Annotated in this window: 12 protein-coding genes; 3 read left to right on the plus strand and 9 right to left on the minus strand. The window is 51.1% G+C overall.

Features of this window, described 5'->3' with window-relative positions; genetic code table 11:
* Nucleotides 1–93 precede the first annotated feature (93 nt).
* Nucleotides 94–3,342, plus strand: coding sequence for a fibronectin type III domain-containing protein (locus tag IX84_RS22985; protein ID WP_044226400.1), 3,249 nt, complete (start codon nucleotides 94–96; stop codon nucleotides 3,340–3,342).
* 48 nt (nucleotides 3,343–3,390) lie between these two features.
* On the opposite strand, the gene IX84_RS22990 is transcribed toward IX84_RS22985, so the two are convergent.
* Both IX84_RS22990 and trxA read right to left on the minus strand, forming a co-directional pair.
* Nucleotides 3,391–4,323, minus strand: coding sequence for a DUF58 domain-containing protein (locus tag IX84_RS22990; RefSeq protein ID WP_044226401.1), 933 nt, complete (start codon nucleotides 4,321–4,323; stop codon nucleotides 3,391–3,393).
* Nucleotides 4,324–4,399: 76 nt separating this feature from the next.
* Nucleotides 4,400–4,717: a thioredoxin gene (gene trxA / locus IX84_RS22995; RefSeq protein WP_044226403.1), complete on the minus strand. Its 318-nt coding sequence runs from the start codon at nucleotides 4,715–4,717 to the stop codon at nucleotides 4,400–4,402.
* A 173-nt stretch (nucleotides 4,718–4,890) separates the two neighbouring features.
* Between trxA and IX84_RS23000 the strand changes: the two genes are divergently transcribed.
* Nucleotides 4,891–5,973 carry a DUF3810 domain-containing protein gene (locus tag IX84_RS23000; RefSeq protein ID WP_044226405.1) on the plus strand — a complete coding sequence of 361 codons (1,083 nt, stop codon included), beginning with the start codon at nucleotides 4,891–4,893 and terminating at the stop codon, nucleotides 5,971–5,973.
* 3 nt (nucleotides 5,974–5,976) lie between these two features.
* On the opposite strand, the gene IX84_RS23005 is transcribed toward IX84_RS23000, so the two are convergent.
* Nucleotides 5,977–6,327 (minus strand): translation initiation factor, encoded by a 351-nt coding sequence (locus IX84_RS23005; RefSeq protein WP_044226407.1) that lies wholly within the window; start codon nucleotides 6,325–6,327, stop codon nucleotides 5,977–5,979.
* 175 nt (nucleotides 6,328–6,502) lie between these two features.
* Between IX84_RS23005 and IX84_RS23010 the strand changes: the two genes are divergently transcribed.
* Entirely contained in the window at nucleotides 6,503–7,339 is an 837-nt protein-coding gene (locus IX84_RS23010) for a queuosine precursor transporter (RefSeq protein ID WP_044227181.1), read from the plus strand.
* Between the two features lie 64 nt (nucleotides 7,340–7,403).
* Here IX84_RS23010 and IX84_RS23015 read toward each other — a convergent pair whose 3' ends face one another.
* The 6 genes from IX84_RS23015 to IX84_RS33100 form a co-directional block, all read right to left on the minus strand.
* Nucleotides 7,404–8,408: an NAD(P)/FAD-dependent oxidoreductase gene (locus tag IX84_RS23015; protein ID WP_044226409.1), complete on the minus strand. Its 1,005-nt coding sequence runs from the start codon at nucleotides 8,406–8,408 to the stop codon at nucleotides 7,404–7,406.
* A 58-nt stretch (nucleotides 8,409–8,466) separates the two neighbouring features.
* Complete coding sequence (locus tag IX84_RS23020) at nucleotides 8,467–9,192, minus strand: phosphoadenylyl-sulfate reductase (protein ID WP_238578327.1); 726 nt, start codon at nucleotides 9,190–9,192, stop codon at nucleotides 8,467–8,469.
* The gene (locus tag IX84_RS23025) at nucleotides 9,186–9,788 is read right to left on the minus strand and encodes a precorrin-2 dehydrogenase/sirohydrochlorin ferrochelatase family protein (RefSeq protein ID WP_044226411.1); all 603 of its coding nucleotides are present in this window, start codon (nucleotides 9,786–9,788) and stop codon (nucleotides 9,186–9,188) included. Before IX84_RS23025 ends, IX84_RS23020 begins: the two co-directional genes overlap by 7 nt.
* Nucleotides 9,788–10,561 carry a uroporphyrinogen-III C-methyltransferase gene (cobA, locus tag IX84_RS23030; protein WP_044226413.1) on the minus strand — a complete coding sequence of 258 codons (774 nt, stop codon included), beginning with the start codon at nucleotides 10,559–10,561 and terminating at the stop codon, nucleotides 9,788–9,790. The genes IX84_RS23025 and cobA overlap by 1 nt, the downstream gene beginning before the upstream one ends.
* Before the next feature lie 3 nt (nucleotides 10,562–10,564).
* A complete protein-coding gene (locus IX84_RS23035) occupies nucleotides 10,565–12,697 on the minus strand; it encodes a nitrite reductase (RefSeq protein WP_044226415.1) in 2,133 nt (710 codons plus the stop codon).
* Nucleotides 12,698–13,147: 450 nt separating this feature from the next.
* On the minus strand, nucleotides 13,148–20,302 hold the full coding sequence (locus tag IX84_RS33100) for an SdrD B-like domain-containing protein (protein ID WP_044226417.1): 7,155 nt from the start codon (nucleotides 20,300–20,302) through the stop codon (nucleotides 13,148–13,150).
* Nucleotides 20,303–21,003: the final 701 nt, after the last annotated feature.

The raw sequence follows: 21,003 nt of genomic DNA on the forward strand, positions 1-21,003 counted from the left end.
TCCCGTTCGGTAATGAATTAGAAGCCAGATGCTTAAAGGCTTGTAGCTTAGTAATTGCAACAGAATTACAAAAAATCAAAAGCTACATCAGTTATGCGTCAACCCCTATTTTTTCTAGTATTATTCAGCTTATCCCTTACCTTAGGCAAAGCTCAGGACTGCGATCAGATTTGGCGTCAGTTCGATCAAAATACACCTTCTGAAACCGGCGAAGACATGGCGGTGGATGGAGCAGGCAATGTGTATGTATCAGCAAGTGGAGCATCGGGTTCAAGTCTTCGTAAATACAGCCCGGATGGTACACAGCTTTGGGAAACTGTTTCCAATAACCCATCTGAAGAAACGGCGAATCTGTCCGTTGCAGACAATGGAGACCTTGTGGTTTCCGGTTTCCATTGGTCCTTTATAACAGGCAATCCGGTTGGTGACAGCGTTTGGATAGCCCGTTACAATAGCGCAGGAACCATGCTATGGCGCAAAAGCTATAGTGTCTATATGTTCCAAATATTTAGTTTTTCCCACCTTTGTACCCATCGGATTGGCAGCAATGGGGATATCTATCTGGCTGCAGATACACAAGGCGAACTGGTGCTCTACAAGTTTGATGCTTCGGGTAACCTGCTATGGTCGGCGTTTGCAGGTACCGGTGCCGTAGACTATCCTACTGATATGGAGTTAACGCCGGGAGGCAATGTCCTTTTTGCCGGCAGCGGCCCTACCGGAGGGCATTTATACCTCAGCCAATTTGATCCTTCCGGCAACATCATGTGGGAGGTCAACAACACGAGTGATTACAATGGAGTACAAGCCGTAATGGTAGCTCCGGGTGGCAATATTCTCGCGCTGACGACTACGCACAACGGTGCAAATAATGATATTACGGTTGCAGAATACTCAGCCTCCGGCACTTTCCTTGGAAACCGTACTTACGATACCGGGGTTTATGAATTCCCTAAAGACATGGCCTTCGACGCCGCAGGTAATTATTACTTTTTATGTCAGTCTACCCAAACTTCCGGTCTGCCATATGTGGATTGGATAACGGTGAAAGGCGATAACATGGGCAACGTGCTTTGGTCAGACCGTTATAACGAAACAACAAATAATGATGAAATCCCTGCCTCTCTGCATCTCGGAGTTGACGGGTTGCTCTACGCTACGGGCAGTGGTGGGCCACAGTATCCTCATGGCCCAACTGGTCTGATGCGGTTGAGCAATGTAACGGTTAAGTATAACCCGGCAAATGGAGATCGGGTGTGCACTATCATCAATCAGGAGGAGTCCACAAGCGGCCTTGAGGTCCACGCTCTTTCGTCTGGTGGCTTTTACCTGCTAGGTAATGGCTCCAGAGAGCTGTTCAGGTATGGCAATGCCGCGGGAGTATGTCCGTCTCCCTCCGGGCTCACGGTAGGAGTTGTAACCAGCTCGACTGCTCAGGTTTCGTGGGCTGCAGCTCCTGGCGCAGTGAATTACTCCCTGCGTTACCGGCGCGCCTTCGTTAATGCAATATGGGCGGAGGTATTAGTCAGTGGCACTTCTGCTACACTTTCCAATCTGCAGGACGGCGTGACCTATGAATGGGAGCTTATCGCTAATTGCAGCAACGGAGTTGCTCAGCCGGCCCAGGGCCCCAATTTTGTAACCGATTGCCTGGATACCGATGGGGATGGTATCTGTGATTTTGCCGATCAGTGCCCCGGGCTGGATGATGCGCTCATCGGTACGCCTTGTGACGATGGAGACCCATGTACCATTAATGATGTCTATACGCTGGACTGTAACTGCGTTGGCGATCTTATTGACCAAAACAATAACAACATTTGTGACCTGGACGAGGGCTGTAGCGCACCTGTTGGGCTACAGGTGAATAATGTAACGGCAGCTACTGCTCTGGTGGGCTGGAGTACAGTTAGCACTGCTGATAGTTACGAGTTTCAGTATCTCGCTCAGGGTGCACCGTTTAGCGCACTTGTAACCATCTCTGCATCAGGTGCCTCGGTAAACCTGACCGGACTGGAACCGAGTACAACCTATCAGTGGAGGGTCAGAGCGATATGTGCCGGTGTCAATAGTCCTTTTTCAGATATTGGCACTTTCACTACTAATTGTCTCGATACCGATAATGATGGCGTTTGTGATACGGCTGATCAGTGCCCCGGGCTGGATGACGCCCTCATCGGCACGCCCTGTGACGATGGAGACCCTTGTACTGTTAATGATGTGTACACCACAAGTTGCAACTGCGTAGGCGTACTTCTCGACCAGAACAACAATGATATCTGTGATCTCGATGAAACAGCGGACTGCACAACGCCGATGAATCTGCAAGCTACAGGTATCACGGGCACTTCCGCTTTGCTGACCTGGGACCAGGTAGGGCCTGCGGGCCAGTACCTCTTGCAATACCTGCCACAAGGAGCCCCTTTCAGCCAACTGGTGTCAGAAACGGTCAGCAGTACCAGCTACCCCCTGACCGGCCTTTCAGCGTCAACGGTTTATCTATGGAGAGTCCGTGCGATTTGTGGTAATGAGAACAGTCCTTTCTCGGATATTCAATCTTTTACTACCGATACGGATACCTGTCCGGATGCAGATTCAGATGGCATTTGTGATGCCGAAGATCAGTGTCCTGGGCTTGATGACGCGCTTATTGGCACACCATGCAATGACGGCAACGCTTGTACCGAAAACGATGTGTATGGAACAGATTGTAATTGTACAGGCATGCTAATAGACAGTAACAATAATAACATATGCGATTTGGACGAGGGTTGTATGGATCCCAATAGCTTACAAGCCGTTCAGGTTTCAGGTACTAGCGGAACCCTTTCCTGGAGTGCTGTCCCTAACGCTAATAGTTACCGGTTGCAATATCGCCCGATAGGTGGAAGCCCTGTAAGCCTGGATATCAATACTTCCGACTATACAGTCAATAATTTATCGCCGGGGTCTATTGTGCAGTGGAGAGTTAAAGCGCTTTGCAATAATGCTAATTCTGGCTTCGTCATAGGCCCAAATTTAAATATTGGCGGTAGCGCAATGGCCGCTAACCAGGACAGCAGTCAGCCAATATTTGTAAAAGAAGGAGAAGATAAGGCCGATTTCAAGCTTTTCCCAAACCCTGCAGGTGAGATAGTCTTCCTGGAAACCAATAGCGGAGAAGCTACTGATGTAACGGTCCTCACTCTGTTAGGGCAGGAACTGGGCAGGTACAGGATCATTGGTGGACAAAAGCATAGCCTGAATACAACAGATTGGGGCATTAGCCAACAGGTAGTACTCATTCGGATAACGCAGGAAGGAAAAAAACCTGTTACCAGGCGATTATTGCTGATGAACTAAGTGTAGATCAAGCAGACCGGGTAGGGCAAGCCCTGCCCGGTTCAATTTTTATACCCGCATCTTCCCCCGCTTTACCAAATACCCCTGAAGTATGGTCTTGAACCCTTCGTTGATGTCCGCTTCCACAAAGTCGATGTGGTATTGCAGGCATTTAAGCTTCAGGTCTTCCTTGAACTGCTTCATCTGAGAAATATAGTAGTCTTTTACCTGATTGGACTGCAGGCGGACTTCTTCGCCCGTCTCCATATCCACAAATAAGTAAGGGCGGTTCTCGAAGTCAAAGTCCATTTCCTGAGCCTTATCTACGACGTGGAAGAGGACGACCTCGTGCTTGTTGTGTTTTAAGTGCTGAAGGGCAGAAAACAGCTGCTCGGTATCGCTCGACTGGTCAAACATGTCGCTAAAGATCATGACCATAGAGCGCTTATGGATGCTGTCTGCTATCTGGTGAATGGCTTCGGCGGCAGAGGTGGCGCGGTTCCGCACCGGATTATTGATGGCTTCCTCCAGGTGAGTGAGCATCAGGCGGTAGTGGGAAGTACTGCTTTTGCAGCGGGTATGCGTCTTTACGGATTCATCGAAAAGGCTGAGCCCAAAGGCATCGCGTTGCTTTTGCAGCAGGTTCATCAGTGCGGCAGCGCCGAGTGCCGAAAAACGGAGCTTGTTGAGGTAGTTGCCCCGGTCTTTGCCTTCTGCTTCCGGAAAATACATGGAGGAAGACGTATCGATAACGATTTGGCACCGCAGGTTGGTCTCCTCTTCAAACCGCTTGGTAAATAAACGGTCCGTTCGGGCATACACCTTCCAGTCAATATTGCGGGTATCTTCGCCCTGATTGTAGAGCCGGTGCTCGGCAAATTCCACCGAAAAACCGTGAAACGGGCTTTTGTGCAGCCCGATGATAAAGCCTTCCACCACCTGCCGGGCCAGAAGCTCCAGCTGATCCAGGTCCCGAATGTCGTAATTGTCGCTAAGTGTCATAGAGGAAATAAAAATTTAAGCCCTTACCGCTTGCACGTGATAAGGGCTTAAGATACACTTTATTCTGACCGAAGGATTAAAGCTGAGCTTCAATCTTATCGGCAAGTACTTTCTTCGTCGTTACACCGACTTGCTTATCCACCACTTCGCCGTTTTTCAGGACGAGTACTGTAGGAATACTGCGGATTCCGTACTTCATGGAAATTTCCGGGTTGTGGTCTACATTGACTTTCCCGATTTGTACTTTTCCATCATATTCTTTAGACAGCTCTTCGATGATTGGGCCAATCATACGGCAGGGGCCGCACCATTCTGCCCAAAAGTCAACAACAGCTACGCCTTCTTTGTCCAGTACGGTATCTTTGAAGTTTGCATCCGTGAATTCAAATGCCATTTTCAGTGGTTTTGTCAGTTATTAAATGATTTGAAATAAAACAGCAGTTGTTTGCCTGAGGTTGTAAAGATAGTACTTTGTTCTTATCTAAACGTCCTGTGAAAGACGCTTCCAATTGCTGATTTTAGTCACCTGAACACAACAACCACACAAAAAGAAAAGTTTATTGCTGCATGAACAGATACAAAAGTAGCCTGGTTTGGGCCGGGTTGGGAGTCTCAGCTATTCTGCTGCGCCTCTTTCTGGGGGCTTACCCCGAATGGACCGAACAATACTACAGCCGGGGCTTTTTCCTGGGCATCCGTACTTTTATTGACTACACGGTAGCTTATCTTCCTTTTCCGGTTCTTTACCTGGTTGTTCTGGCGTTGCTGGTCGGCATTTTCGTGAAAACAAGAGCACTCTGGCGCATGTCGGTATCCCGTTTGGAAAAAGGTGTCCGGGCAGTGCTCGGGCTGCTTGGCTTTGCGGGCGGGGCTGTTTTTTTCTTTTTGGTACTTTGGGGCTACAATTATGGACGGGTGCCGGTAGAGCAGCAATTGGGCTTAGTGCTCAGCCCTCTGCCGATTGAGGCACTGAAGGCAGAACTGATCGATGAGGCGGAACAGGTAATCGCACTACGAAAAAAAATACAGGGCGCGGATACCGCCGCTATTGATGCGTCTTTTCTGCCGGAAGATTTGGAAGAGCAGTTGCGAGAAGACTTGGAAAGCGTACTCAGCGAGCTGGGCTTCCCCACTACCGGTAAAGTTCGGGCTAAGCGTATCTATCCCAGGGGGATTTTTCTCCGGTTCAGCTCCTCGGGCATGTATTTCCCCTGGTCGGGGGAAGGGCAGGTGGATGCCGGGCTTGATCCGCTATCTATTATCCCCGTAATGGCCCACGAACTGTCCCACGGCTACGGTTTTGGAGATGAAGGGACTTGCAATTTCTGGGCCTACGTAGCCTGCACCCGCTCAGCGGACCCGCTTATTGCTTATGCCGGGCACCTGGATCACTTCCGCACCCTTGCCGCGCACTACCTCCGCTACGACCGGGAAGCTTACTTTGCATTTCGGGAACAGCTGCCTACAGGCATTCAGGCAGACCTTGATGCCATCAATGACAATTTGAGAAAGTACCCTGATATCATGCCGGAGCTGCGCTATGCCGCCTACGATACCTACCTCAAGGCGCAGGGCATCAAAGAGGGGATTAAAAACTACAGCCGCGTGGTCATGATGGTGAAAGCCTGGAAAGAAGCCCGGAAATCGTAGGCCTTACCCACCGGATTTCTTAGTGTCCGAAAAACCTTCTTTTTTAAGCAACTCCACCACTTTGTCACGGTGGTCGCCCTGAATGAGGATTTCCCCATCTTTGGCACTGCCGCCTACACCGCACTTGGTTTTCAACATTTTGCCGATTTCCTTCAGGCGGTCAGCGGGGCCCTGGAAGCCGGTAATAAGGGTGACTTCCTTGCCGCCCCTTTGTTTGCGGTCCAACAGCACCCGCAGACGCTGCTGATTGGTGGGGATTTCATCTTGTTCTTCCGGTTGGCTGTAGTCGTAGTCAAAATCCGGATTGGTAGAGTATACTACGCCTACACGTTTGTTTTTATTCTTTTTTCCCATATGCTGGTTGGTTGTATTCTAAAAACGGTCCTACCGGGAGGATGTTGAACCCGGCGGGATTTTGGTAAAAAAAGGAACTAATTTTTCTGGAATAATCAAACAATAAGGCATAAAATTTGATTTTGCTGGGGTAAACATTCTTTAAGCCATGGAAAGCGGAGAAACAAACGGTGTTATGCAGCAGGATCCGGAAACGAACAGCGCTTCAAAATTCAAAATTCTTGATGTACTGGAGCACCGGCCTACTTTTCTGTTTGTTATCCTCGGTGGATTTTTTGTTGCCAATGCGCTTGTTGCTGAGTTCATCGGGGTCAAAATCTTTGCACTGGAAGACACGATGGGGTGGGAGCGTTTCAATTTCAACCTCTTTGGACAAAGCGGGGCGCTGCAGTTTTCAGCGGGCGTTTTGCTCTGGCCCATCGTTTTCGTCATGACGGATGTCATCAATGAATACTATGGCAAACGCGGCATCCGACTGCTCTCTTTCCTGGCGGTAGGATTGATTACCTATGCCTTCTTCATGATTTTCGCAGCTATTCAGCTGTCACCAGCCGATTGGTGGGTGGGACAGAATGTCAATAAAGGCGTGCCGGATATGCAGGATGCCTTCAGTGTGATCCTGGGGCAGGGGCTGCTGATCATCGTGGGTTCCCTGGCGGCTTTTTTGATTGCGCAGCTGGTGGATGTAATGTCTTTTCATCAAATTAAGGAAGCGACGGGCGAGAAAATGATTTGGCTGCGGGCTACCGGTTCTACCCTCATTTCACAGCTGGTCGACAGCTTTGTCGTGCTTGCCATTGCCTTCAAGTTTGGTCCGGAACTGGTGGGCAACGTGGAGCCCTGGAGCTGGAGTCAGCTGCTGGCAGTGGGGACGGTGCAATACGCCTACAAATTTATGATGGCCATTGTGCTGACACCATTAATTTACCTGGCGCATTACCTTATTGACAACTACCTCGGACAGGAGCGGGCTGCTGCCATGAAAGCCCGTGCGGGCAGCTGGGACAACTAAAAATCCGGTGCAACCCTACCTGGGCTGACACCGGATTTCTGATCGTTTTTTGACGAAGGTTTGGTTAGAACCCTTCCACACCATTTACGGTGGTATACTTAAAGCTCAGCTTTTTATCCGGATTGATCTGCTTGTAAGCGGATTGTACCATCAGGGTCGCCTCGTGGAAGCCACAGAGGATAAGCTTAAGCTTGCCAGGGTAAGTGTTGATATCACCAACGGCATAAATGCCCGGCACATTCGTGCTGTAATCGAAGGTGTCCACCTCAATGGCATTCTTATCGATATTCAGGCCCCAGTCTGCAATGGGCCCCAGTTTTGGCGAAAGCCCGAAGAGCGGGATAAAATGATCCGTAGATTTGACCACCTCGCCTTCCGTTTTGTGCTTGATCACCACGTCGGTGAGTTTGCCATTCCCCTTCAGCCCAACAGCTTGCGCATCGGTCAGCAGCTTGATGCGGCCCTCTTCTGCCAGTTGGAAAGCCTTCTCCACACTGTCCGGTGCCGCCCGGAATTGCTTGCGGCGGTGAATAAGGGTCACTTCTTCTGCCACATCCGCCAGAAAAATGGTCCAGTCCAGCGCACTGTCGCCACCACCGGCTACCACGACTCTCTTGTCCCGGTAATCTTCGGGATTGCGTATGATGTAGTCCACGCCACGGTCTTCAAATTGTGCCAGGTTACTGATGGGAGGCTTGCGGGGCTCAAAACAGCCCAGCCCTCCCGCAATACAGATCACTGGCGCGTTGATTTCCGTTCCCCGGTTGGTCCGTAGGAGGAAAGACTCGTCCTCCAGCCGTTCGATAGTTTCCGCCCGTTCGCCCAGCGTAAAGCCAGGATTGAAAGGCTTGATCTGCTCCATGAGGTTGTCCACCAGTTCCTGTGCCAGGATGCTCGGATAACCCGGAATATCATAAATAGGCTTCTTGGGGTATATTTCAGAAAGCTGCCCGCCCGGCTGTGGCAAAGCATCAACCAGGTGGCAGCGCAGTTTTACCAAACCCGCTTCAAATACCGTAAATAATCCACAGGGCCCAGCCCCAATGATGAGAATGTCAGTCTGTATCATTGATTCCAATTGTCGTGTTCCGTGAAAGAAACACTTTTGCCTAAATAGAGTTTTAACGTTATTTACCTTCTTGCACCTGATTGACAAAGCCGGCAGGGTGCAAACCACATTCGGTCTTGGTTTTGCCCTTCCACCGGCCTGCCCGACCCTGCCCCTTGGCGGTGCAATGCTCGCAGCCTACGGAACCATACCCCAGCGCTTCAAGCGGATGGCGGGGCAGCTTGTAATAATCCGTGTAAAAGTACCATTCGCCCTCGTCAATGTCGATGAGCGGATTGAACTTGAGAATGCCATCCTGCTCTTCAAAGACGGCAAGGGATGACCGGTATCCGGTTTGATAAGCCATTAGGCCAGTAATCCAAACCTTATGCTTTGCCTTGATCGGCTCAAGTGGCAGCACCTTGTTGACGGCGCAGCATACGTCCGGGTTAGAGTGCCACCACCGTTCCTTTGCTGTGATCTCATTCTGAGCCTGGTCCGGCAGCACATCAATTACCTTTAGCCTAAACTCATTCGCAATTTGCTCGCGGTATTCCAAAGTTTTCTTGAAATGAAAAGTCGTATTGATAAAATGCACCGGCTGCTTAGGGCGGAAGCGGGACACCAAGTGCAGCAGCATCACGGAACGGGTGCCGAAAGAAGAGGTGTACAGCACATCCTCCTGCGGAAAGAACCGGCTCAGCATCAGGAGCCGCTGCTCAAAGGTCAGCGGGGTGAAAATCTTGTTGAGTTGCTTGACGTCAAGTGTTGACCATTGTTGTGTCATATGCGTATGGCTTACCATGTCTGTTGGTTTTGGCGCTCCTCTACGAGCGAGGCTGTCAAATCGTTGAGGGTTTTTACTTTGGTTTCGAAGTCTCCTTTGAGTTGGTCCCGGAAGACTTTGAGGTGGCTGAGCAGGGCATCCGTTTCCTCAGGGAGTATAGCTTCCAGCCACTGCCGGAAACGCTTGGCAAAGGTGGGGGACTGCCCGTTGGTGGAAATGGCTACTTTCAGGCTGCCGCGGGTCACGATACTGCCGAGGTAGAAATCGCAAAGTGCCGGTGTGTCGGCTACATTGACCAGGGCTCCGTGGGCTTTTGCGGCGTCACGTACCTGCCGGTTCAAATCTTCAAAGTTCGTTGCGGCAATAACCAGGTCGAAACCTTCTGTGTCTGCCGGTTCAAAGTCTTTTCGAATGATATTGAGGTCAACATCCGGATAATGCTCCAGTAGCTCTGAAACAGGAGGCAGCACCTCTCGGGCCACCACGGTAATATGTGCATCCGGGCTGCTTTTGAGCAGAAAGGTTAGCTTTTCGCACCCCACCTCTCCGGCACCTACGATGAGCATCTTCAGGCGGTCAAGCTTTAGGAAAACGGGATAGAGCGTATTTTTCATCAGGCGCGTTCTTTTAGGGGTTGTTCGGCAGCGATGGCCTGATAGTTCCAGTTGGGGTGCAGCCGCACGACCTCCCCAAAGACCAAAATGCCGGGACGGGGCAGTGCCGCTGCTTCAATGAGCGCCGGCAGGGTTGCTGCGGTACCGAGTACGCGCCGTTCATCAGCGGTGGAACCTTTGGAAATGACCATTGCAGGCAGGTCGGCTTTTCCCTGCTTGATGAATTCCTGCGCGATAGCGGTTGCTTTCCGCATGCCCATGAGGACAATAACGGTTGCTGTAGACTGGGCAGCAAGCGCAATATCTCCGGATAAGCCGCCGGAACGGGTAGTGCCTGTAATGACCCAGAAGCTTTCACTGTAACCACGGCTTGTGGGCGGTACCTGCTGCAATTCCGGAAGCGCGATGCAGCTGGAAATACCCGGTACGATTTCCACCGGGATGCCTTGTTCCTGTGCGTAGGCGGTTTCTTCCTTGCCTCGCCCGAATACGAAGGCATCACCTCCTTTCAGCCGGACAGCATGGCCATGTGCCTTTGCTGATTTTACGAGCAAGGTATTGATTTCCTCCTGCGACATGCGGTGTGCGCCAGCCCGCTTGCCTACAAAAATGCGGGGCGCTTCGGGGCGGGCGTGATTGAGCAGCCGGGTATCAATTAAGGCATCGTACAGAATGACATCTGCGGTGCGCAGCGCCCGGGCGCCTTTCAGCGTGAGCAGCTCCGGATCGCCCGGGCCGGCACCTACCAATGTGATCTTAGGTTCTTTGTTCATGGCTCAGGCTTTGTAGTAGTTATCGACAACGAGCTTATCCTGACCAGCTTCCTTGAGTTGTGCCTCCCGCACGGCAATGACGCGTTTGCGGAAGGATTGCGCTTTTTTTAGGTAAGTGGCCGCAAATTCAGGAGTAGGTGCCTGCTCTTTCATTTCCAGTACAAAGGCTTCAAAGTCTTCGGTCAGCGCCGGGAAATCGTTGGTGGCGATATAGTGCTCCTGGAAGTCTTTCAGGATTTTCCGATGGGTATTGCAATTGACATCCCTGGCGAGCAGCAGCGCTTTGGCACCGATAATCATGCTGGTGTAGGCATGGTAGATGCCATCCGCGAAAGCTTCTGCGTCGATGGCTTCCTCTGCCAGTTGGTACTTCACCTGAGCTTCGCCCAAAATGGTCCCAATCACATCGAGGGTAACACCAGCGCATTCTCCGACGCCAATTTCCTGACGGTAGGCCTCGTCCTGCCCCCAGTCAAAGTAGTCCTCAGCGATCAGGTTATCCGTTTCTGCCAGAGGCTTGAGCAGGGTGTAGAAGTAGCGCTTCCCCTGTTCCTGAAAGTATTTATTGAATCGTTGCCCGGTCGTGCTGTTTGACTGGAAATCATCAAGCAGGGTCCGGAGCGCCTGCGGGATGCGCTTTGTAGGCAATTTTATGACCTTCTGGGCGATGAAGCCTTCGCCCTCAGGAGAGACACCTCCGCCCAACACAACCTGCATCGCTGGCAGCACCTGCGCACCGGTTTTTATGGAGCTGCCATGCAAGCCAATTTGCGCGGCCATATGCTGCCCGCAGGAATTCATGCAGCCGCTGATTTTTATCCGGATATCGCTGGTCTCCAGCAATTCTTCGTATTCTTCCAGTAAGACTTGCTCCAGTTTTGAGGCCAGCCCGGTGCTGTTGGTGACGCCTAATGCACAGGTGTCAGTACCCGGGCAGGAGGTTATATCCGCGATGCTGTCCGCGCCGAGGTCTGCCAGTCCCAGCGCCTGTAGCCCGTTGTAGAGGTAAGGCAGGGCCTCCGGGCGGACAAAACGCAGCAACAATCCCTGTTGTACCGTTATCCGGATGTCATCGGCAGCATAAGCTTTGACGAGATCGGCCAGCGGGCGGGCAACACGGGCGTGAATGTCTCCGCGTGGTACTTTTACCTGCACGCCGTAAAATCTTTCCTGTTTCTGGCGGAAAGTATTCAGGACCAGCCAGCGTTGGTAGTGAGCCTGATCCTTAATTTCAGGACGCCCCTGGGGTGCATCAGGCAGAAGTACCTCTTCTTCCTCCGGGACTATCGGGACAGACTGCTGAGGCAGGCTGGGCCATTCTTCCTTTGCCAGCTTCATGAATGCCTCAACGCCCATTTTCTTAATCAGAAACTTCATACGGGCTTTCATCCGCTTTTCGCGTTCTCCGTAGCGGTCAAATACCCGGATGCAGGCTTCCATGAAGGGGATAATCTGGTCGTCTGGCAGGAATTCGTAAACAGTTTGGGCAATGGCACCTACGGCACCGAGCCCGCCACCAATGACCACCTTAAACCCCCGGCGCAATTCGCCTCCGTGTTCCCGCAGACGGGGGATGAAGCCAAAGTCATGGAAATAGGTATAGGCAGAGTCCCGCTCGCTGGAAGAAAAGGCAGGCTTGATTTTACGCCCCATTTCCTGGCAAATCGGGTTGCGCAGGAAGTATTCGAAAGTCGCCTGTACATAAGGTGCCACATCAAAAGGCTCTTCCGGATCAATGCCAGCTGTGGGAGAAGCCGTAATGTTGCGTACGGTATTCCCGCAGGCTTCCCGGGCGGTCAGGCCTGCCGCTGCCAGGTCTTCCCAGATTAGCGGCGAATCGCTAAGCTTGACAAAATGCATTTGCACATTCTGCCGGGTAGTCAGGTGAAGGTTCCCGTTGGTATAGCGCTCCGAGATATCGGCAAGGGCTTTGAGCTGAGCGGTAGTAATTTTGCCGTAGGGTATCTTGGTGCGGAACATCTGCACCCCAAATTGCCGCTGCCCGTAAACACCGCGGGTCAGGCGGTACAGCTTGAAGCGTTCTTCATCTTCTTTTCCGGAATAGAAGCCATCGATCCGTTGCTTCAGTTCCTCAATATCTTTGTGGTCTTCAGTGGGTATAGTTGTAGCAGGCATGGTCAAACTTTTTGGGTTTGGTCAATAGCATTTTAGGGGCAATCGGTTCCAATTAGCCCGGCAATTTGGTTTGAAAATTCAGCAGGGAAAGAATCGTGAATCAGAGGGTAGGGCAGGAGCAACAACAACATCGCATTCGCAGATGCCGCCGGAACATCTCGTGGCTCATCATAGCTTGCATGGTATATTGCTTTTGTTTCATAGTGCAAGTATACAGCCTTACTCCGAATAAAACAATACTAATCCGATAGGAATTTAGTTAAATGGATTTTTGATTCTGTCAATCAGTTGAATTACAGCAGTTTAGGGTTAATTTTTTCTTTTCTAAAAGGACTTTTCAGGACCAAAAAAGCGGAGTCTGGAATTTAAAAAGAAAGGAGAGGGATAAAAAAAGCTGTACCGGGAGGCTTCCCGGTACAGCTTTTAATATACTAAAGCTAACAAATTCGCTTACTTCTTCGTCAGTTTCAGGACTTTAACGCCTGACTTGCTGTAGTTCAGCTTAACGAAGTAGGTGCCGGATGGCAGTTGTTTTACATCCAGTTCCAGTTGCTGCGCATCGGGTGCCAGCTGCTGTGAATAGATGACATTGCCCTGAACACCCAAGAGTTCTACTGTTACGGATTCCCCGAAGGTTTCAAATAGCTCGAGTGTAGCCACTTCTTCGGCAGGGTTCGGATAAAGCAGCGCAATTTCCGAATCTCCGTAGAGGATTGCTTCGGCCTCTTCAGAGTAGAAGATATCACCCTGTGGGTTTTCAATCCGCAGTCGGTAGAGGTTGCGGCCGCGCTTGGCGTTATCATGCATTTGCTCGTAGTAGTTCATTACACCAAGGTAGGCAGAGGGCTCTTCTACGGTCGCAATTTCCACAAATCGTTCTCCGCCATCAGCAGAGTGTTCGACGGTGTAGGTATGATCCTGAATAAACTCTTCCGTCATCCAGCTGACCATGACTTCTCCGTCCACCTCATTGGTGACTTCTGCGGTGAGCGGCATCGGCGAACCACAGTATAACGGGCTGTTGGTTGCAGTAATGGTCTCGATATCCGTGGAAGTACACCCATTCTCGGTCACCTGCAGCGTAATGGTGAAGGAACCGTGTGAGGAAGCCGTAACGCTAACCTGTGGGCCTGTTGCACTTTGTGGGCTGAGCCCCGGGCTAAAGGACCACTGAATTTGAGCATTAGCACCAGTTGGGCCTGCAAAGAAGGTCGTTGGCTCATCCACACAGATGAAGTCGGGACCATTGATGTCCGCTACAGCCACATTACCTACTTCAATAGTAACGATGTTGCTTTCAAGGTATACAATACAGCATTCCCGGCGGGCACAGCGTGCAAAGTAAGTGGTTTCAGAAAGTGGCCCCGGATCATAAGAGTCTCCGGTAGCGCCTGGGATGATTTGCCAGGTCTGAAGGTTGAATGGCCCGGCAATAGTACTTTGCATCCACAGGTATTCTATGGCACCACTACCACCTGATGGTGATTCGATATTGATGATGGGGTCTGGGTCGTTGCCAGGACCGCACAGGAACTGGTTTGGACCAATGAGCCCCGGATCGTCGATGTTGTCACACTTGGTGTAAAGACCGGCATCAACAGTCAGGTTAGAATCTCCTGCATTGATAACGTAGATACCTGTCATACCCATGAGGGTGTCGGCGTCGCTGTCAAGTGCATCGTCCACCCCTTGGTTAGGAGCAGTGAAGACCAGGCCTCCCGGTGCAATAAACTGTACTTTGTACTCGCCCGGATCTACATTGAAGAGGTAGAAGCCATTGGCATCTGTGAACATCGTATCGATATTGATCGGGTCATTTTCAGCAGGAATCTGCAGGATGACCATCACGCCTTCGATGCCCTGTTCGTTCGGGTCCTGAATGCCATCGCGGTCTTCATCCAGCCAGACATAGTCGCCAAGCTGAGCCGGTGGTGCAATCGTTACCATACAAGTCGTTTCACAGCCGTTAGCATCGGTGACGGTTGCGGTGTAGTCGCCGGAAGCAAGGCCGGTTGCGGTCTCCGTGGTTTGGCCATCACTCCAGAGGTAAGTGTAAGGTGCTGTGCCTCCTGTGACCGTAATAGTTGCTTCACCATCGTTGCCAGCCGTGGAGATAGGGCTCGTTACTTCAATAGAGCAGGATGGAGCAGGGAAGGCATTCACGTCAATGCTCGCCGTAGCCGTACACTCTGCAATATCAGTAACCGTGACGGTGTAGGTACCTGCCGGCAGGTTAGAAATAGAAGGTGTTGTTGCACCATTGCTCCACTCGTAGAAGAACGGAGGCGTACCTCCCGTTGCGCTAACGCTTACAGCACCATCGGTTGTATTCTCACAAGTATTGCCTACATCGGCAGAGATGTTGAGGTCAATCGCTTCTGGCTCATTAATTTCCACGGTAAGGACATCTGCACAATCGTTAGCATCGGTGACTGTTACGGTGTAAGTTCCGGCGGACAGGTTGGTAGCCGTTGGCGTGGTTTGACCATCACTCCACTCGTAGGTGAAGGGCATGGTGCCGCCGGTTACTTCCACACTGGCCTGGCCATCAGACAAACCATTACAGCTAACGTCCTCCGTCATAGAGGAGGATATGGAAGCAATTAATTCTTCCGGCTGTGCTACGCCTACAATTGCTGTTCCGGTACAACCGGCATCATCGGTTACGGTAACTTCGTAAATGCCTGCCGGGATGTCAATAAGTTCCGGCGTGGTGCTGCCCGTGTTCCACTGATAGGAGAACGGTGGCGTACCACCGGAAACAGAGACTGCTGCTGCACCGGTTGATTCGCCAAAGCACTGTGGCGAAGTGGCGATCGGTGTCAGGCTCAGGCTTGGGAATGCGTTTATGGTGACCGAAGACATGGCTGTACATTCGTTCAGGTCTGTTACCGTAACGGTGTACTGGCCAGGCTGAAGGCCATCAATGGTAGCCGTTGTTTCACCATTGCTCCACTCGTAGGTGTAAGCAGGCGTACCGCCGGTTACCACAGCCGTGATAGAACCCGTGCCATCGTCGTCACAGAAAATGTCCGTTTTATTAAGTGTGATATTGATGGGGTCTGGCTCAGCTACGGTAGCTTCTGCCGTTGCGGTACAGCCCTCAATATCGGTTACCGTTACGGAGTAAGTACCAGCGGGCACGCCCATGAGGTCCGGAGTGCCGGCGCCGTTGCTCCACTCGAAGTTGTAAGGCATATTTCCTCCGGAAACAGTGGTCATCACTGCACCGAGCATATCTCCATTACAAGGATTGTTTTGTACATCAAGGCTCAGCTCTATCGCTTCCGGCTCATTGATAATGGCAGTGTCGGAAGTTTCGCAGAAGTTGGCATCCCGCACTGTAACGATAAGCGTGTCCGGTCCTGAGAGTCCGGTAATAGTGTTGGAAACGACTTCATTGCCATCTACAAAGATCGTGTAGCTGGCATCATTGCCTCCTGATACATTAATAATGACCTGCCCATCGCCCGCATTTGCGCAGGTAACGTCAGTCACATCGAGGTCAAGTTCAAGCAATGGTGGCTCGCCGATTGTTACGGTTTCGGATAGCGTACAATCGTTGGCATCCGTGACAGTCAGGCTGTATTGCCCTGCCGGCAGGTTAATCAGCTCGCTGAGCGTATCGCCGGTAGACCATTCATACGAGTAGGGTGCGGTACCGCCCTCAGCAGTCACCAAAATACTGCCGGTATTATCACCGTTGCAGAGCACGTCTCTTGGCACTACTGTAATGGAAAAGTCTTCAATGACCTCAATAAAGATTTCCTCTACCTTCGTACAGCCGTTGGCATCCGTCACCGTAACGGAATAAGTGCCTTCAGGGAGGTTTTCAATATTGGTATCGGACTCACCGGTGCTCCACTCGTAGGTGTAAGGTGGCAGTCCGCCTATAGCCTCTACAGAAGCTTCGCCGGTATTGCCAGCTCCGCAAACCACCTCGGGGGCATCTACATTGATGTCGAGTTCAGGCGCTTCTTCAATAGTTACCGTTGCCGTGGCTTCACATTCGTTGACATCGGTAACAGTGACAGTGTAAGTGCCAGCACCAAGGCCGGTAATCATTTGTGTGGTGGCACCGGTGCTCCATTCATAAGTGTAGGGAGGCGTGCCGCCACTTGCCATTGCCATGGCTGTTCCGTTCATGTCGCCGGGGCAAACCAGCCCGCCGGCATTCGCATCTACCTGTATTTCGGTAGGCTGAGAAATAACAAAGGTCTGAGAAGCCGTACAGCCGTTTTCATCCGTTACCGTAACGCTGTAGAAGCCTGCGGGGACGCCCAGAATAGCAGGCGCCATAGATCCGTTATTCCACTGATAGGTATAAGGAGGGGTGCCGCCGGTGGGGTTAGCTGTTGCTTCGCCTGTGCCGTCTGCGAAGCAAAGAAGGTTTTTGCTTGTACCGTTGACGGCAAGGTCATCGCTTACATCAATGGTGAAGGACGTATCGTCTGTACAGCCATTAGCATCCGTGACCGTAACGCTGTAGGTTCCTGCACCCAGGTTCATAATGGTTTGGCTGGTCGCGCCGGTGCTCCACACGTAGGTAAACGGTGGTGTGCCTGATGTAGACATGGCGGTGAGCATACCATCTGTCTCAGAACCACATACAATGTCCGTTCCGGTAATTACAGCCGTAACGCCATCGTATTCACCGATTTCAACGGATTTTGCGGCCTGGCAGCCGTTAGCGTCGGTGATGGTAACCGTGTAAGTGCCTGCACCTAAGCCGGTAATCATTTGAGTTATCGCTCCTGTATTCCACTCGTAAGTATAAGGAGGCGTTCCTCCCATACCTACAGCCATGGCTGTTCCGGTAAACTCGCCCGGGCATACCTCAACTGTGGCATTGATCGTTGCTACCAGGGTAGGAGGGTCTGCCAATACAAAGTTTTCGATGAGCTGGCATCCGTTCTGATCCGTGACGGTAACGCTATAGTTGCCAGCTCCAATATTTTCAAGCAGCGGGGTACCGGTCACACCGTTGCTCCACTGATAAATGTAAGGCGGTGTGCCACCCCAGCCTTCAGCCAGGATGCTACCGTTTTCATCACCGGGGCAGAGCGGATTGGTGACGATGATATCCAGAATGAAATCATCTACGATGTCAATGTCAATTTCATCCACGGCAGTACAGCCCAGTGCATCCGTTACTGTTACACTGTAGGAACCTTCGGGCAGGTTGGCAATAGCCTGTGTGATTGCCCCTGTGCTCCATTGATAACTGTAAGGCGGGTTTCCGCCGGAAGCCATAGCGGTCGCAAGCCCTTCGCCTTCCGGGTCACAAATGGTTTCATCTCCACTGATCACCACAATGAGCTCTGATGCTTCCTCGATAACAACCGCTGCGAGGTCTTCACATCCGTTAGCATCTGTCACGGTCACTGTATAAGTTCCTGCGCTTAGTCCTGTGATCATTTGAGTCGTGGCACCGGTATTCCACAGATAGGTATACGGAGGCGTTCCGCCGCTGGCCATCGCCATCGCCATGCCCGTTGTTTCGCCGGGGCACAATTCCTGAGTCGCTGAAATATCTGCCACTACAGCTGGTGGGTCAACCAGCGTGAAGTTTTCAATGAGCTGACAACCGTTCTGGTCCGTGACGGTCACGCTATAGTTGCCTGCGCCGATGTTTTCAAGCAGTGGGGTGCCGGTAACGCCATTACTCCACTGATAAATGTAAGGAGGAGTGCCTCCCCAACCTTCAGCAAGGATGCTGCCGTTTTCGTCTTCCGGGCAGAGTGGGTTGGTTACAATAATGTCAAGAATAAAGTCATCCACAATTTCAATGTCAATAGACTCGATTGCAGTACAACCAAGGGCATCAGTCACCGTAACGGTGTAGGTGCCTTCCGGCAGGTTGCCAATGGAAGCAGCAAAGCTGCCGTTGCTCCAGTTATAGGTAAACGGGGGGGTACCGCCAATTGGAGTGGCAGTGGCAAATCCTTCGCCTTCCGGATCGCAAACGGTTTCGTCTCCGCTGATGGTTACGCCAAGGCTTGGTGCAGCTTCAATAACCACCGTGGCAACATCCTGACACATCGCGGCATCCGTTACGGTAACCGTATAGGTGCCTGCGCCCAGGCCCGTAATTTGCTGAGTAGTCTCTCCTGTGCTCCAGAGATAGTTGAATGGAGCCGTGCCACCTGAAACAGTTGCAGTGGCTGTGGAGGTATTCTCACCCAGGCAAACGGTAGACTCAGAGGTAATGACGGAAACAATCAGGTTAGGTGGAGTGTCGATCATCACCGCATCGGTAGCTGTACAGCCATTCACATCGGTAACCGTTACCATATATACACCACCGGGAAGGTTGGAAATCGTCTGAGTCGTCGCACCCGTGCTCCACTGATAGGTGAATGGACCCGCTCCATCGGTGACAGAAACAGTTGCAGAGCCGTTTGTGCCATCACAGACTGTAACGTCGCTTCCAATGATCGTAATTTCAAGATTTGTAGCAGCCATAATTATGGTAGAAGCGACATCCTGACACCCCTGCGCATCCGTAACCGTGACGGCATACACACCCGGTGCCAGACCGGAAATTGTTTGGGTAGTCGCACCATTGCTCCAGCTGTAGGAAACCGGCTGCACACCACCTACCGGGAATGCTGTAATGGACCCGTCATTCTGATCAGGGCAGCTCTCGTCGTTCTTTTGCAGGGATACATTCAGGTTAGACAAAGGAGCGATGACTACATTATCTACGGCAATACAGCCGTTGGCATCCGTAACTGTTACAGAATAGCCCCCGGGAACAAGCCCTGCTATGGAAGTAGTCGTTGCACCGGTACTCCACAGATAGCTGTATGGCAGGGTGCCACCTGAAGCAACTACGGAGGCAGAGCCGTTGTCGTCACCCACACAGACCGGGTTTTGCCCGGTTGCATTGGCAAATAGAGCGGGCGGTTCAATCACGGTGCCTGAGCCTACCGCCTGACAGCCTTCACTGTCTGTTAAGGTAACGGTATAGGTGCCAGGAGCAAGGCCACTGATGGAGGCAGTGGTTGCACCAGTATTCCAAAGATAGGAGAAAGGAGGGGTGCCTCCAATTGGTGTCGCGGTGATCTGCCCGTTGTTGTCGCCCGGGCAGGTGATATTGTTGACATTAACATTTACATCCAGAGGCGTGAAATCAACGGTTATACACTCCACTGCACCGCACAGGTCCTGATCGGTCATTGTGACACAATAGGTGCCTGCTCCCGGAACAGTAATGGTCGAACCGTTTTGTCCTGTATTCCAGTTGTAATTGTAAGGTGATTCTCCACCGCTGCCTGTTGCCGTAATGGTGATAGGCAATGTGCAATTATCAGCTGTGATATCTACATTGACCAAATCCGGCTGGGTTACTGTAACATTCTTAATGGCGGAATTATTGGAGGCATCCACCACAGTAACGGTGTAAGTGCCAGCTGTAACCCCGGAAAGTACCGGCCCTACCGCACCTGTGTTCCAGGTATAGCTGTAAGGGGCGTTCCCTCCGGAAGCGGTTGCCGTAACGCTACCGTTCGGTTGGCCAAAACAGGCAGGTTCAGTGACCTGAAAGTCAACTGTGATCTGCGCCTGTAAGACTTGAAAGGAAAGCAGGAAGAGCGGTAGCATTAGAATAATGCGGTTTTTGGGGCTCTTCAGCTTACACAACAAACTTGTGCGAATGGAAGATGGTAAAATTCTTTGCATCTGGATTATGAATTTGTTAGCTGAAAAATGGTATTTAACAGATTAGGATCAGTAAAGACCAAGGCATATATAATAGTCATGGTTAGACTAAATACCACTAATTTCTACCGATAAATAAGTTTACTGACTATCGTCAAACCTGGAAAAACACCAAACAACCATAGCAAATGCTATGATCTTTTCTTCGTGAAGGGAACTCCGGAAATTCCGGAGCCAAGGGGAATGGTGGGGCAAGATGTTTGCTACTGTGTGTGTAGACGCATTCCGGCGTCTTATGTCACAAAGAAACAAATTTTGCTTCAAACTTCCAATCACTTTTTGGAAGTTTGCCGGGAATAGGTGTACCAAACATTTCTTTTTAAGGTGGGCCCGCATCCCTGCCTTTAATTATCTATACGGATACCTCTGTTGAATGTTCCAGAAAAAGCACATCTTTTTCTTGAAAACCAACGTATTAAGAAAAATTTTAGATGTTCGCACGGCTCTTAGTATTTGCTTTCCAGGGTTTACGTTATCTTTAGCGCAAAAAAATAAGTCGCACTGAATCTCAGTACGACTTATCATTCATAATCCCATGAACATGTACGAAAACTAGCAAGAGCTAGTTGAAAAGTATAAATCTT

The sequence above is a fragment of the Phaeodactylibacter xiamenensis genome (genome assembly GCF_000759025.1).
GTDB classification, from domain to species: Bacteria; Bacteroidota; Bacteroidia; order Chitinophagales; family Saprospiraceae; genus Phaeodactylibacter; species Phaeodactylibacter xiamenensis.

What these genes read in the sequence shown, in the direction of transcription:
- IX84_RS23005 (WP_044226407.1), bottom strand. Translation starts at nt 6,327, where the DNA reads ATGGGAAAAAAGAATAAAAACAAACGTGTAGGCGTAGTATACTCTACC.
- IX84_RS23035 (WP_044226415.1), bottom strand. Translation starts at nt 12,697, where the DNA reads ATGCCTGCTACAACTATACCCACTGAAGACCACAAAGATATTGAGGAA.
- IX84_RS33100 (WP_044226417.1), bottom strand. Translation starts at nt 20,302, where the DNA reads ATGCTACCGCTCTTCCTGCTTTCCTTTCAAGTCTTACAGGCGCAGATC.
- trxA (WP_044226403.1), bottom strand. Translation starts at nt 4,717, where the DNA reads ATGGCATTTGAATTCACGGATGCAAACTTCAAAGATACCGTACTGGAC.
- IX84_RS23000 (WP_044226405.1), top strand. Translation starts at nt 4,891, where the DNA reads ATGAACAGATACAAAAGTAGCCTGGTTTGGGCCGGGTTGGGAGTCTCA.
- IX84_RS23015 (WP_044226409.1), bottom strand. Translation starts at nt 8,408, where the DNA reads ATGATACAGACTGACATTCTCATCATTGGGGCTGGGCCCTGTGGATTA.
- IX84_RS23010 (WP_044227181.1), top strand. Translation starts at nt 6,503, where the DNA reads ATGCAGCAGGATCCGGAAACGAACAGCGCTTCAAAATTCAAAATTCTT.
- IX84_RS22990 (WP_044226401.1), bottom strand. Translation starts at nt 4,323, where the DNA reads ATGACACTTAGCGACAATTACGACATTCGGGACCTGGATCAGCTGGAG.
- IX84_RS23025 (WP_044226411.1), bottom strand. Translation starts at nt 9,788, where the DNA reads ATGAAAAATACGCTCTATCCCGTTTTCCTAAAGCTTGACCGCCTGAAG.
- cobA (WP_044226413.1), bottom strand. Translation starts at nt 10,561, where the DNA reads ATGAACAAAGAACCTAAGATCACATTGGTAGGTGCCGGCCCGGGCGAT.
- IX84_RS22985 (WP_044226400.1), top strand. Translation starts at nt 94, where the DNA reads ATGCGTCAACCCCTATTTTTTCTAGTATTATTCAGCTTATCCCTTACC.
- IX84_RS23020 (WP_238578327.1), bottom strand. Translation starts at nt 9,192, where the DNA reads ATGGTAAGCCATACGCATATGACACAACAATGGTCAACACTTGACGTC.